Source organism: Streptomyces sp. TSRI0281, from assembly GCF_001905125.1.
GTDB lineage: Bacteria > Actinomycetota > Actinomycetes > Streptomycetales > Streptomycetaceae > Streptomyces.
In genome coordinates this window covers 1169338-1182477 of record NZ_LWLE01000001.1, presented here as the reverse complement: position 1 = coordinate 1182477, position 13140 = coordinate 1169338, and the positions used below count along the sequence as shown (strand labels likewise).

The following is a 13140-nucleotide window of genomic DNA, read 5'->3' as shown; positions in this document are numbered from 1 at the left end:
TGGACTCGGATCTCGGCGGGGGCGAGTCACCTGCACCGTCCTACGGCGGCGCGCGTCTGCCGGCCGGCTCGCGGTGCACAGCGGCCCTGCCGCGTACGACAGCCGCAGCAGGCGCCGAGCGGACCCGCGGCGGCATTTCGCTCGGCCGCATGCGAACCCGTACCCGCAGTGGGGTAGCTTGCCTTTCCGTGCTCGCCAGAAGTCGTTTCACCGGGTGCGTACCTGGACGGGTACTGAAACGGGCTCGAAGACAGGAAGGGCGCTCCCATGCGGGACAGCGGAACGGACGGGCTGGGTGAGGCGCTGGCCGCGGCGGAGGCCGCGCCGCCGGTGGAGTCCGTCGACGTGATAGCCGCGACCTTGCGAAGACAGCTCGGGGCTCGGTCCGTGTCGTTCCTGATCACCGACTTCACCGGCGCCTCCGTCGTCCGCCTGAGTACCGCGGACGACATCGACCTGGAGCGTCCCGCAGACCCGATCGCCGTCTCCGGCACCGTCTACGAGGAAGTCATCCGGACACAGCGACCGCACGTGGAGCCCCCAGGGGGCGGTGCCTGGACACGGGTCATCGCACCGGTCACCAACCGCGGGGACGCGCTCGGGCTGCTGGAGCTGTGTCTGCCCCGCCGTCCCGGCCCGGACACGCTGCTGAAAATCAGCCGGAGCGCCCACGCCCTGTCCTACATCATCATCGCGAACCGGCCCTTCACCGACCTGTACCAGTGGGGCCGCCGCACCACCCCGCTGAGCCTGGCTGCCGAGATCCAGCACCGGCTGCTGCCCACCTCGCTGGCCTGCGAGGCCGCCCAGTTCGCGGTCGCCGGGGCTTTGGAGCCGGCCGAGTTCGTCGGCGGCGACACCTTCGACTACGTCGTAGACCGCGACCACGTCCAGCTGTCCGTCACCGATGCCATGGGGCACGACGTCGACGCCGCCCTCCTGGCCACCCTCCTCGTCGGCGCACTGCGCCGCGCCCGCAGGCAGGGAGCCGACCTCGCCGAGCAAGCGCGGACCGCCGACCAGGCCGTGGCCGAGCACAGCGGCGGCCGCTACGTCACCGGACAACTGCTGCGGATCAGCCTGCACGACGGTCGAACCGAGTTCATCAACGCCGGCCACCCCTGGCCGCTGCGCCTGCGCGGGGGGAAAGTCGAGGAGATCGCGCCGGCCATCGACATGCCCTTCGGTTTCCTGGCCCCGCACACCTACACGGTCCAGCACCTGGACCTGCGGGCAGGAGACCGGCTGATCATGCTCACCGACGGAATGCAGGAGCGCAGCGCCGCGGACCTCGATCTGCCCGCCCTCATCGGGAGCACTGAGGACCTGCACCCCCGGGAGGCCGCCCGTGTCCTGATCGAGCACGTCGTCCGTGCCCATGACGGGCATCTGCAGGACGACGCCACCGTGATGTGCCTGGACTGGTACGGCACCGACTCCACCCGGCGGGACGCCAACCACGGTGCCGACCTCGCCGAAGCCTCCCCCACGGCCGGACAGCGAACCGAGCCGCCGGAGCCTGTAGATCACTGAAGTTGGGTTCCAACTGGCCATACCCGGGAAGACCGTGGTCTTCGGCGGTGCTGTCATCAGGGTCGGCTGGCTCCCCAGACCGTCTGGAGGCAACGGGGGGTATCGGAGGTCCTGGGGGACTCGGTCCGCCTGAGCGACTCTTCCGCCGTGTTCACCAGTGCGGCGCGTGAGGAAGAACCGCCTGCACATCTGCATTTCCACGTGGCTCGGACCCCAGTCAGGGCCGAGATCGGCCACCAACACCGGTTCGAAATCCGCGAACGGAGAAGGCTCCACACGATCGTGGAGCTTCTGCAACTCCTCGACCATGACCTCGGACACCATGTCCGGCCTGGTCGACAGCATCTGCCCCACCTTGAAGTAGCGCGGCCCCAAATCCTTCAGCGCATGCCGCGCGGTCCCTGTACCGGCGGACCGTACGGCCCCGCCTCCCGGACCAGGAGACCGCCCAGGACCCCGATGATCTTTCTGGCGCGGCGGCCGTCACCCATGGGCAGCTCCCCAAGCTCGCCCTCAGCGCCCACGCCATGGAGAAGGAACACCGCATGGGCATGAGCTGTGTATGACAGGCGCACACACCCGCCGCAACATCTCCCTTGTCCGCAGCGGCCACCCCTTCCCGACGTGGCGCACAGAATCACGCAGGGCGTGTTCGAAGAGCGCGGGCACAGGAAACGTCCGCTGACAGAGCGAAGCCTTTCGGAATCGCGGATGAGGGCATGTACAGGCCCGGCCGCGCCAACTGCACACCCCGCCTCAATGCCCGGGACAGTGGGCTGGGCTGGCGATGTCCCGTGACCCGGCCGGGACCTCCGCAGACCGACGAGGTGGCGCCGCTCTCCCTACTCCGCGCGTCACTGCCCCGACCTCGCGCCGGGGACCAGGAGAATGGGCGGGCTACGTCCGGGTCCCAGTCCCTGTTCGGCGTCAGCACCCGATCGTCGAACGGGAGGCCCTGACGCCTTCCTCAGGTCGCCCCTGCGCGACACGACGCGGCTCGAACAGGGCTTCCCGCCCGCAGGCGGTCTGCTGGGCACGATGCGCATACCTGGGATAGCGCCTGAGCAGCACGCCCGGAGCATGCCGGTGGGGCGGGGCCGCGGCTCTCGGGCCGCAGTCGGCGGCTACGGCTTCGCCTCCGGTGTGCCGCGGTGGTATTCGGCGTTGATGCGCTGGGCTTCTTCGAGCTGGTCTTCGAGGATGACGATGCGGCAGGCGGATTCGATGGCGGTGCCCTGGTCGACGAGCTCCCGGGCGCGGGCGGCGATGCGCAGCTGGTAGCGGGAGTAGCGGCGGTGGCCGCCCGCGGAGCGGAGTGGGGTGATGAGGCGGGCTTCGCCGATGGCGCGGAGGAAGCCCTGGGTGGTGCCGAGCATTTCGGCGGCCCGGCCCATGGTGTAGGCGGGGTAGTCGTCGTCGTCGAGTCGGCCGAACGAGTCGTCTGCTGTCATGTCACCTCTCTGTGGAACGCGCTGGAGGGGCCCGGGTGCCATGTGGCACCCGGGCCCCGAAGGAACTGCTACACCATCAGCCGGCCTTGATCGGCTACGCCGGCTCTGTGTTTCCGCATGCCCGCCGGGAAGAGGTCCGGGGGTTGCGGGGATCGCGGTTGCTTGACCGGAGACCACCTCACTATCGATGTCCTGCGGTACCCGGGCTCAAGACTTCCGCCCGGGCGATCCTGATGGCGCCTGGCTCCTCCGTTCTTCCCTCTGGGATCAATCACTTACCAACTGCTGGTACTGCTCTGTTGCGTACTGCTCCGTGGCCTGTGACAGCGCCACTCTTCGGCAGCCAGCCCCGTCGCCCGTCCTGCGTCTGCTCTGGCTTAGAACCCCACTGCCGAACCTCCCGGTGCGTACGCCCGCAGCCGACGCCTTCACCGAGGAACCGCTCCTGGTCGTGCTGCTGCGTGATGCCACTTCGTGAACTGCTCACGGCGGCCCCTGATCACTGCGGGCCACCCGGTCCGGTCGTCAGCCCCGTCGCCATCCTGCAACTTCTCCGGCTCCGAAACTCCACCACCGAACCGAACTGCTGGTGACCTGTGACAGCGCCACTCTTCGGCAGCCAGCCCCGTTGCCCGTCCTGCGTCTGCTCTGGCTTGGAACCCCACTGCCGAACCTCCCGGTGCGTACGCCCGCAGCCGACGCCTTCACCGAGGAACCGCTCACTTCACTGCTGGATACCGCGACCCGCACGTGCGGGTACTGCACTGACTGAACTGCGGTACTGCTCGCGGCGGCCCCTGACTACTGCGGGCCACCCGGTCCGGTCGTCAGTCCCGTCGCCGTCCTGCAACAACCCTGGCTTCGGAACTCCACCACCGCACCGCACTGCGAACTACAACTACGGGTACTGCTGCCTGGCAGTTCGTTTCTGCCGGGCCCTGCTCGATCTCGGCTACGAGAGAAACCATAACCACACCACCACCCGATGTCTACTCCGGCCACCGCAGATTTTGGCGTGCTTGGCGGGGAGGTAATCGACCTCGAACGGTGAGGGAAGGCGGGAGCGGGCCGGGTTAGCGGGCCGCAGGCCGGGCATAGGCCCTACATAGGCAGGACCGGGCAATGACGATCCAGAGACCGGGTGACCTGATGGACACGATGAGCATCACCGCGGTAACCGTCCGCTCCGCGACATCCGTCGCCGACGCACGCGAGGAGACCCGGGACTTCCTCGAAGATCTCGCACAGCCGATCGGAGCCGAGGCCGCCGACACCGTGGTCCTGGTCGTCTCGGAACTCGTCACCAACGCCCTGCGCCACGGCGGCGGCACCTGCACCCTGAGCCTGACCGCGCACCCCGACAGCATCGAAGTGGCCGTGCACGACCCCAGCCCGCAGGCCCCGCGCATGCGCACCCCCGACCGGACCGGCGGCACCGGAGGATTCGGCTGGCCCATGGTCAACCACCTCGCCCGGACCACCGCCGTCACCCGCCGGGCGGCCGGCGGCAAGACCGTCAGCGCCTTCCTCCCCCGGTAGCACCGGAGCACCCGCACCTCGGGAGGGGTGCCAGCCGCATCCCACAGACGGGTACACGCGGCCAGACCCGTCACCACCGTCCGGCACCCCACCCGACCCGCCCGGGCGCGGACCGCGAGGACAGAAGCGCCTGACGGGCACCCTGCGGCGACCGCCCGAAGACCACAGAGGATCCGAAGATCAACGCAGGTACTGCTCGGTGACGTGGTCCGGGTGCTGTCGGCTCATGTGAGGGTGGCCAGGTGGTCGGCTTTGCCTCCTCGCCATTCGATGAGGAAGATGGTCGAGTCGTCGCTGGTCACGCCGCCCCGTTCCCGTTTCAAGGTGTGGGAGAGCCTTCTGGCCACGGCTCGCACCGCGGTGTGGTCCTGCAGGATTTGGTTGGTCCATTCGATGAGTTGTTCCTCGCCGAACTCTTCTCCGCCGGGCTGGTGTTCCTCGATCAGGCCGTCGGTGAAGCACAGAATGCGGTCTCCGCGTTGCAGAGTCCGTTCGCTGACGTGGGGCTGGTCACCGCCGAAGCCGATCGGCAGGGTGGTGGGGCTTTCCAGCCGGCCGATCACGGTGCGGTCGCGGATCAGCAGCGGCGCGGGGTGGCCGGCGTTGACCCATTGCAGTTGGCCGGTGGTGATGTTCAGGCACATCATCTGCGCGGTGACGAAGTGGTCGGGACCGAACTGTTCGTTGACGGCCTGGTCCATGAAGGCATAGATCTCGGACAGTTCGGTATCCGCGCGGCGAGCGTGGCGGTAGGCGCCGATGGTGACGGTCGCCACGGTCGCGGCGTCCAGGCCGTGGCCCATGGCGTCGATCATGGCCACATGCAGGACGTCGTCGTTGAGCGCGTAGTCGAAGCTGTCGCCGGCCACGTAGTAGGCGGGCTCGAGAATCCCGGCGACTTCGACCTGGGGGACGGTCATCGACAGCGGGGGCAGCAGTGACCACTGGATCTCGGCGGCGACATCCATGGGGGCGCGGCGGCGGGCCTTGAAGAACTGGTCGGTGTAGGCGTCCTTGGTGACGATCATGTCGGCGACCAGGCCGGCGAGGCGGCGCAGCAGTCGCCGGTCGTCGTCATCGACGTCATCGAGAGTGACGGTCAGGACGCCGATCTGGTCACTGCCGTCCAGGAGCGGCAGATATATGCGGACAGCGCCGTCCTGGGGAACCTCCACGGTCCTGCGATACAGGAACGCATCGCCGGCTGGGGAGTCTTCGACCGGTTGGGGATCGCCGACGACCAGCCGCTGGCCGGGCAGGGGCACGAGGAGCAGTTGTTCATAGTCCTGCAGGAGGATGGAGACGTCGCGTCCTCCGATGCTGGCCACCTCTTCCGCGATCAGTGGAGCGATCAGATGCGCGGGCATCTCGTGGGCGCGGTCCAGCAGCACACCCAGCAGGCGCTCCCCGAAGCCTTCCGACCGGTCCTCTTCGACCCGGTGCGGCTTCTTTCGCCCGTCTCCTGCCATCGGTCCGGCCTCCCCTTGCTTCCTGTTCCCGCAGGCCGTACGGGGGGCGGGCGTTCACCGGGCGGTCCGGTGTTCGGTTTGGGTGGCCTGACACGACCGTGATCAGTCCGCACAGCCTGACGGGACCAACCGGCCCAAGGTGCTCATTACGCCACAGGTGGCATGTTGCACGACGGGCTGCTTGTCGGCTGGTTCGCCGCCTTGTTGACGGCACCCCGAGCAGGCACCGCCCCTCCCCGCCTGTCCGCAGATCAACCCGGCGTCACTTGCACCTCGCCGCTGCAGCGGTCCACCTGCACCGCACAACCGGCCTTCGTGAGGATCTCCAAGAAACTCCGCTACCGGATCCTGGAGGTAGTTGCCCGTCTAAACTGTGGCGGCTGTCGCCTCTACCTGCGGATCGCAGCAACCTGGCCCTGGTGACATCAGCTCGCCGCCGCCTTCCACCGTCTGGTCGCATTGCCCCGCCCCGTCAGCTGATGGGCCGTCCCGGCCACCTACGACACGTAAGACCTTGGAGGACCCGTCCGACGCACCGGGTCACGGGGCAGTTGCCGTGACCTTCGGCCGAGCGGCGGCCTTGACAGCCTGCAGCGGCAGTGCGAGGGCGCCCGCTAGTTCAGACAGTTCCTCCTCGGTCGGGCGGATGGGTCCCTCCGCGCCGTCCTCGGCGAAGGCCCGGATGCGCGGGGTGCGGATGCCGGTCTTGTCGGCGACGGCTTGCGGCGTCAGGTGGCGGCGGCGCATCGTCTGTTGCAGCAGCTGCGATAGGTCGTCCATTGGTCTCTCCTGCCCGGCCCGGGCTCCGTCATGCCGAGGGCAATCCTCCGTGCGCCCTGTCCCGTTGGCGGGTCAGGATGCCTGCGGTGCGCGCTGCGCGGCATCCACCGTGCGGCGGGGGTGCGGGCACTACCGGGGCAGGACTGCTCGAATGGTCTTGCCGCTGGGCCTCGTCGTCACGGTGACCGCCTTGGCCAGGTTGTGCACCATGGGCCAGCCAAAGCCGCCGGTGCCGCCGGTGAGGTCGGGTGGCCGCTCTTTCGGCAGTCGGGGGTCTGCGTCGGTGACAACGACCGCGATACCGTCCGGCTGTGCCTGCAGGCGCAAGGAGCACGATGCCCCTCGTGCGTGCCGTACGGCGTTGGTGACGAGTTCGGATACCACGAGTTCGACGCTTGCGGCGGCCGGGGGGTCGACAGCCGGGCGGAGCGCGCTCATCCATGCGCGAGCGACTTCTCGCGTCTGCGCGACGACTTCCGGCCGTTTGGCGAAAGCCACTCGGTCCGGCGGTCGGGCGTCCAGCCATGTGGGGTTGGTCCGCATAAGCCCCTCCTCATATGGGGTGGCCTCTGTCCGGGATGCACACTTGCCCACGAAGTGCACCCTGTAACAGCCCGGCCAGCTTTGAGTTGCCCCCTGTCGAGGCTTGACGTCGCTGTCGTGCGGCCACGTGGTGGGCATCACGAACCTTGATCCACCGCGCGGGTATGAAGCACGCGCTCGGGGGTACGTGACGTGGACCGGCCTGTCGGGGGACGACAGAGGGCCGGCGGACAGGGAGGGAAAGCATGAAGACGGCTACTGGGACATCCAGGGACACCGGCATCGCGGAACTGCCGACAGTCATTTCCCCGCAGACGGTCGCACCGAAGGACGCCCGTGACCTGTCGAAGCTGTTCTTCAGCCAGCTCGCCGCACTGGAAGAGGGCACACCCGAGTACCAGTACGCACGCAACACCCTCGTCGAGTTGAACATGTCGCTGGTCCGCTACGCCGCCGGACGGTTCCGCCACCGCGGCGACGACATGGAGGACATCGTCCAGGTCGGCATGATCGGCCTGATCAAGGCCATCGACCGCTTCGAACTCTCCCGCGAAGTCCAGTTCGCCACGTTCGCCGTGCCCTACATCGTCGGTGAGATCAAGCGGTTCTTCCGCGACACATCCTGGGCCGTCCACGTTCCGCGCCGCCTCCAGGAGGCCCGCGTCGAGCTCGCCAAGGCCACCGAGGAGCTCAGCACTCGCCTCGGCCGCGCCCCCAGGGTCAGCGAGCTGTCCGCGCTGATGAACCTCACCGAGGAAGAGGTCGTCGAAGCCCGGATGGCCTCCAACGGCTACAACTCCACCTCCCTCGACGCCGCCGTCCACGGCGACCACGATGACGGCGAAGCGGCCCTGGCCCACTTCATCGGCGGGGAAGACCCCGCAATGGAGCTGGTGGAGGACTTCCACGCACTCGCTCCGCTCATCGCCGAACTCAACGAGCGGGACCGGCGCATCCTCCATCTGAGGTTCGTCGAGGAACTCACCCAGTCGCAGATCGGTGAGCGCCTCGGTGTCACCCAGATGCACGTCTCCCGCCTTCTGTCCCGCACGCTGGCGCGCCTGCGCGAAGGAATGCTCTCCGCTAGCTGACGCCGAAACGGCCGGATCGCAGTTGGTCATCGTCTTCTGCGTGCCAACGCGTGGTGCTGTCCTGCGGCTGGTGCGATACGGCTGTGGATGCGAAACCGGACGGTTTCCTCGTCAGGTGCGGGACGCAGGGCGACGGCCACACGGCCGGCGAAGGTGTAGCCCTGTTCGGCAGCGTACCGATGGACCTCGTTCACGAGGCAGGGCTCCACCGGCAGCGCATGAGCCGTGAGCTGCCGGTGGATCTCGGGCAGCACTTCGATGACGAAGGCGTTGGGAACGACGACGCGCTGTCTGCCCAGGATGAGGGCGCCGTCGTCAACCCGCCGGTGCAGTATCGCCAGGACCTCTCCGTGTCGCTGCCTCGGGGGGCGCATCAGGTCCCACAGGGGTGTTGTGCATCGCTCCATGAGACGTTCGGCGGTTCCAAGGAAGTGCATCGTGTGCGCCTGCCCGGGTTTCTCCCCAGCACGCTCATCCATGAGGGTGGCGCTGTGGTCCGGCCGGCCGACCGGACCGCCCGGCGCTCTGTGAGGAGCCGGACCACGTCACGTCGCTGCCCGAGCATGGTTCGGCCGGTGGGGCTGCAGCCGGCGCAACGAGAGCGGGAGTCGGCGCCGGGCAGGGGCGCTAGCATCAGTGCGCCCGCTGATGAGGTTCGATCGAGAAGGCGATTCCGCGCGATGGCCGATGACGCTTACCTGTTCCTTCTTCCTGACCGCCACCCCCGGCTGGGGGCGGCCCTGGCTGCTGTCGGTGCCCTGGAGTGCGCACAAACACCAGCCGTACTGGGGTGGCTGCAGGCTCATGGAGTCTCGGCCTCTTCGGAGCAGGTCAGAATTCTCCCGGCCGCGGCACAGGCGTTCATCCCCGAGAACGCGGAGTGTCTGCCTGTGCCGCTGAGCGAGGAGGAGTCGCTGCGGGTACAGCAGGAGTCCGCACCCCAATCCGTCACGGACATGGAAAGCGAGCTGCTGGAATTCCGGCAGACGACCCAGGACTGGGAGGGCCTTGTGCACAGGGCCCTGACGGCGGGCATTCCCGCTCCGCGCATCATCCAGCTGACCGGTCTCGACCCCCAGGACATCGGCCGCCTGACGGTGTGAGCTGTCGGCGGCACCGCCCGAGCACCACAACACGCTGTAGATATAGGGACTTGCAGGGCTTTTTGCCGAGGGGCCGAGGGCAGAGTGTGATGAGTGGGGCGGGGCGCTCGGTGCCCGATCGGGTGGCCGCCCGTTCGCTGCCAGGAGCGGAACCCGACCTGCCACGGCGGAATATGAGCGTCGGCCACGGGCTGCTGTGGTGCGGCATCGCCGCCGGTATGTGGGCCCTGGGCGAGGTACGCAGCAGGCGCGCCGCAGTGCGCGGGGCTGCTTCGCTGGCGCTGACCTCCGGTGCCGTCAACACGCTGGGGTCGAGGGGCCTGGCACGGACCTGGACGTGGCCGCGCTATGGGCAGGGCTGGAGGAAGTCGCGCCGCGCACCGCCGTGATGACCGCTTGTTGCCGCGCGTGACCCGGCCGCTGGGCGCTGGGCGGTTTCGGTTGTAACTTCCCTTCAGGTACTGAAAACTGACGCCAGCCGTGAGGGTCTGCTCCGGCCCCCCGGATGCCGTGACCGCAGCCGCAAGGAAGTGCACATGTCGTTACCCCGAGCACGGACGAGACGCCCGAGCCGCGTACGGAACGGTCCGACCCGCCGGTGCCAGCTTCCCGCGACGCCCAACGGTCGCTCGTACGCCGGGTGCTCACCCACTTCCTGCCCGGCACGGAAGGACTCGGCGGACAGCGCACCCTGTGGCTTGCTCTTAGCGCATGGTTACGCTTTACAGAGAAGTCCACCGAAGCGGGCAGTTGTTGAATTTCGACAAGTGAGTCAGCCCTGGGGACTGGCTGAGCGTCCACGGCGTCGGTGTGCCAGCGGGTGGTCACTACGTGCTGATCGGCCAGGTGCGCCGGTGGACAGCCGGTGGACAGACGCCTTTGGACGGCGCAGCGCGGGGCGGCACGGCTTAACCGGGTGCACCTGTTCTGATCAGCGGAAACGTCACGAGGCGGCACTATGCGGCACTGGGCAACATGATCGCTCACGGTCTTGTAATGCGTAGGTCGTCGGTTCGAATCCGACAGGGGGCTCCGCGAAACCCCAGGTCACATAGCCCGTGACCTGGGGTTTTCTGGTGCGCGGGGCAGGGTGAGGTGAGGGATGTGGCCGGGTTGGCGTGGGCCCAGCCTGGCGGTGGCCTCGGCCGCACTTCTCCCGACGTCGGGGGAGACGCTCCGGTAGATGCCCCGGGTGATACGGGTGCCGCTGTGCCCGCGGGTGTCGTAGACGATCTTCACGTCGATGCGGGCAGCACGCATGAGCGTCGGGGCTTTGTGGCAGGCCGTGCAGCCGGATCGGCGGCAGACCGGAGGCGGCGACGACTCGTTCGAAGAGGTCGGTGACCTTGCCGGGGGCGCAGTCAGAAGCCGTCTTCCTGGGTGAGGGCGAGCCTGGTTTCGACCAGGCAGAGTTCCACAGGGCGGTCGGCTTCCTGCTGCTTGCGGTGCCGTTGCGCGACGCGGACGGTGTCGTCGTCCAGACCATGACGCGGAAGCCGCAGTCCGCCCACAACCCAGCCCGCCCATTGACTTCGCGCATCCGCGGCCTCGGCGAGCGCCACGCCCCAGCCCTCGGACCGAAGCAGCCAGGGCGCGCAGCACCGCACAGCGCCCTGCTCCCCGATCCGCCCGGCGCCAGTTGCTCATCTGCCGCTGAGGCCACCAGCGCGGCGGCGCTGATCAGAAGGAGCGGACGCTTTCAGAGCGGGCACTCCAGCGCTCTCTTCCGGGGGAAACGGTCCAAAGATCTCCACGTCCGCGCTCGTGCCGACGACTCGGCCTCCGAGAGGGCCTGCTCCGCGCCGGGACTGCTCCTGGTCGTCGCCTCTGCTGGCAAGTTCTGGCAAGTGCCTGGCCTGGGAAAGGAGTTGAGGGAAGGCTCTGGCGCATCGATCGTTACCTTCAACGGAGGTGGACATCATGGCCCTGATCAAGCTCGGTAAAGACCCGGAGAGTCCCAGTGGAGGCTCCCCCACGATCTATCTGGATGACGAGACGAACAAGTACCTCGTCCAGGGCGTCACCGTTCTCGACAAGGAGCGCCTCGAACAGATGGACATCCCAGGTCACGAGTCGGTGGTGGAGATTCCTCGGCACATGGTGCAGTTCTTCCTGGAGGTGAAGGGTGAAGAAGATCCCGACGTTTGAGGACCTGTTTCGAGACTGCCGGCGGACAGCCGTGCACCTGGAGATGCGTGACGCCTATATGAAGTCGGATCCGGCCTTCATCGACTGGGCCGCCGGCAAGCCCCTAGACCCTGCGGAACGCTGGGCCGACTGGCACTCGCTGGTCACAGAGGCGACTTCACGAGGGGTCGAGGTCCGACGTGCACGCATCGTGTCCACCCCCATCAGTGAATACATCCGCTTCGAGCACGAGGTGACTGACGCGCTGAATGTCGCTGCCGGTGAGCATGTGCGGTGGCTGACCCGGCGGGAAGCCACTGCCATTGCTCTGCCTGGGAACGACTTCTGGCTGTTTGACTCCCGGCTCGTCCTGGTCAACCATTTCGACGGTGAGGGCGAGAACTTGGAGCTGGAGCTCAGCGAAGCACCGGACCTGGCGAAGCTCTGTGGAGCCGCCTTCGAGGCCGTGTGGCAACGCGCGACGCCGCACGCCCAGTTCCGGCTCTGACGCAGCGCTCAGCGCCGTCTCAGCGACATGACCTCGCCATCTTCGAGCGTCCAGGAGGCGCGCAAGGCTCTCGGCCAACGCCTAGGCGAGATCCGGAACGAAGCCGGACTCACAAAGCGGGCGTTGGCCGCACTCCTGGGCTGGCATGAGTCGAAATGCTCTCGCTTCGAGAGTGGTACACGCGCGCCCTCCGAGCCCGACCTCCATTCCTGGGCGTCGGCCTGCGGGGCAGCCGGTGTGGCGGAGGATCTCGTCTCGACTGCCCGCGGAATCGACGGCATGTACGTCGACTGGCGCCGTATGGAACGCTCCGGCCTCAAGCGGGCTCAGGAGTCCGTGCTGCCCCTGTGGGAGCGAACGCAGCGCTTCCGTATCTACTCACACGCCCTGATCCCAGGCCCCGTACAGACATCCTCGTACATCAACGCCCTGCTGACCTCTATCCAGAACCGGCGCGGTCTCATCAACGATGTGCCGGAGGCGGTGAAGATCCGGGTCGACAAGCAGGAGATCGTGTACGGCAACCACCGCTTCGCGATCCTTCTGGAAGAGTCCGCGCTTCGAAAGCGCATCGGCGGAACCGACGTACTGGCGGGCCAGCTCGGCTACCTTCTGAGTGCCGCAGCGCTGCCCTCGGTCAGTATCGACATCATCCCCGAGAAAGCAGACCGCTCGGGCCTGTGGCTGTTGAGAACTTCTTCTTGTTCGACGACCACACCGTCAACGTGGAACTCGTCTCAGCGCATCTCACTATTACGCAGCGGCATGAAACTGCCCTGTACGCGCAGGCATTCAGCGAGTTGGCCGACCTGGCCGTCTACGGTGTATCGGCACGCGAGCTGATCACGTCAGCCATCGACTCGCTCGGGTGATTTCTGGCAAGTTCGGGCACACTCGTAGAGCTCTTGCCATCGCCTTTCCTAGCGTTACGGCACAGCTGGCGTGCGTGTACCGGTGAGGTGAAACGGTGATGACAGTGGCAAGTATGGGAAAGCG

13 protein-coding genes and 2 pseudogenes are annotated in these 13140 nt (G+C 67.6%); 9 read left to right on the top strand and 6 right to left on the bottom strand.

The window, feature by feature from the left end:
- Nucleotides 1-267 precede the first annotated feature (267 nt).
- Nucleotides 268-1533, top strand: coding sequence for a PP2C family protein-serine/threonine phosphatase (locus A6A29_RS05545; protein ID WP_073718720.1), 1266 nt, complete (start codon nucleotides 268-270; stop codon nucleotides 1531-1533).
- Nucleotides 1526-1743, top strand: a pseudogene (locus A6A29_RS46215) (hypothetical protein); the annotation flags it as partial. The gene A6A29_RS05545 and the pseudogene A6A29_RS46215, both read left to right, overlap by 8 nt.
- Before the next feature lie 914 nt (nucleotides 1744-2657).
- Here the strand turns inward: A6A29_RS46215 and A6A29_RS05535 are convergent.
- Nucleotides 2658-2984: a helix-turn-helix domain-containing protein gene (locus A6A29_RS05535; RefSeq protein WP_073718719.1), complete on the bottom strand. Its 327-nt coding sequence runs from the start codon at nucleotides 2982-2984 to the stop codon at nucleotides 2658-2660.
- A 1149-nt stretch (nucleotides 2985-4133) separates the two neighbouring features.
- Between A6A29_RS05535 and A6A29_RS05530 the strand changes: the two genes are divergently transcribed.
- A complete protein-coding gene (locus tag A6A29_RS05530) occupies nucleotides 4134-4523 on the top strand; it encodes an ATP-binding protein (protein WP_073719024.1) in 390 nt (129 codons plus the stop codon).
- 224 nt (nucleotides 4524-4747) lie between these two features.
- Here A6A29_RS05530 and A6A29_RS05525 read toward each other — a convergent pair whose 3' ends face one another.
- The 3 genes from A6A29_RS05525 to A6A29_RS05515 all read right to left on the bottom strand — a co-directional run bounded on the left by A6A29_RS05525 (nucleotide 4748) and on the right by A6A29_RS05515 (nucleotide 7315).
- Nucleotides 4748-5992 carry a PP2C family protein-serine/threonine phosphatase gene (locus tag A6A29_RS05525; RefSeq protein ID WP_073718718.1) on the bottom strand — a complete coding sequence of 415 codons (1245 nt, stop codon included), beginning with the start codon at nucleotides 5990-5992 and terminating at the stop codon, nucleotides 4748-4750.
- Between the two features lie 540 nt (nucleotides 5993-6532).
- A complete protein-coding gene (locus A6A29_RS05520; RefSeq protein ID WP_073718717.1) occupies nucleotides 6533-6772 on the bottom strand; it encodes a hypothetical protein in 240 nt (79 codons plus the stop codon).
- Nucleotides 6773-6901: 129 nt separating this feature from the next.
- Nucleotides 6902-7315 (bottom strand): ATP-binding protein, encoded by a 414-nt coding sequence (locus A6A29_RS05515; protein ID WP_079182579.1) that lies wholly within the window; start codon nucleotides 7313-7315, stop codon nucleotides 6902-6904.
- Nucleotides 7316-7560: 245 nt separating this feature from the next.
- Here A6A29_RS05515 and A6A29_RS05510 point away from each other — a divergent pair, with 245 nt between their 5' ends.
- Entirely contained in the window at nucleotides 7561-8406 is an 846-nt protein-coding gene (locus A6A29_RS05510) for an RNA polymerase sigma factor SigF (RefSeq protein WP_073718716.1), read from the top strand.
- Between the two features lie 26 nt (nucleotides 8407-8432).
- Here A6A29_RS05510 and A6A29_RS05505 read toward each other — a convergent pair whose 3' ends face one another.
- A complete protein-coding gene (locus A6A29_RS05505; protein WP_073718715.1) occupies nucleotides 8433-8843 on the bottom strand; it encodes an FhaA domain-containing protein in 411 nt (136 codons plus the stop codon).
- A 243-nt stretch (nucleotides 8844-9086) separates the two neighbouring features.
- Between A6A29_RS05505 and A6A29_RS05500 the strand changes: the two genes are divergently transcribed.
- Complete coding sequence (locus A6A29_RS05500) at nucleotides 9087-9509, top strand: DUF6003 family protein (protein WP_073718714.1); 423 nt, start codon at nucleotides 9087-9089, stop codon at nucleotides 9507-9509.
- A 173-nt stretch (nucleotides 9510-9682) separates the two neighbouring features.
- The gene (locus A6A29_RS45720; RefSeq protein WP_198952989.1) at nucleotides 9683-9898 is read left to right on the top strand and encodes a hypothetical protein; all 216 of its coding nucleotides are present in this window, start codon (nucleotides 9683-9685) and stop codon (nucleotides 9896-9898) included.
- A 972-nt stretch (nucleotides 9899-10870) separates the two neighbouring features.
- Here A6A29_RS45720 and A6A29_RS45135 read toward each other — a convergent pair.
- Entirely contained in the window at nucleotides 10871-11071 is a 201-nt protein-coding gene (locus A6A29_RS45135) for a hypothetical protein (protein ID WP_158074364.1), read from the bottom strand.
- A 358-nt stretch (nucleotides 11072-11429) separates the two neighbouring features.
- Between A6A29_RS45135 and A6A29_RS05490 the strand changes: the two genes are divergently transcribed.
- From A6A29_RS05490 to A6A29_RS05480, 3 genes and pseudogenes are all read left to right on the top strand, one after another.
- Nucleotides 11430-11657 carry a hypothetical protein gene (locus A6A29_RS05490; protein ID WP_073719021.1) on the top strand — a complete coding sequence of 76 codons (228 nt, stop codon included), beginning with the start codon at nucleotides 11430-11432 and terminating at the stop codon, nucleotides 11655-11657.
- Entirely contained in the window at nucleotides 11635-12144 is a 510-nt protein-coding gene (locus tag A6A29_RS05485) for a DUF6879 family protein (RefSeq protein WP_198952988.1), read from the top strand. Before A6A29_RS05490 ends, A6A29_RS05485 begins: the two co-directional genes overlap by 23 nt.
- Nucleotides 12145-12171: 27 nt before the next feature.
- Nucleotides 12172-13016 (top strand): annotated as a pseudogene (locus A6A29_RS05480) (helix-turn-helix domain-containing protein).
- The last annotated feature ends 124 nt before the right edge of the window (nucleotides 13017-13140 follow it).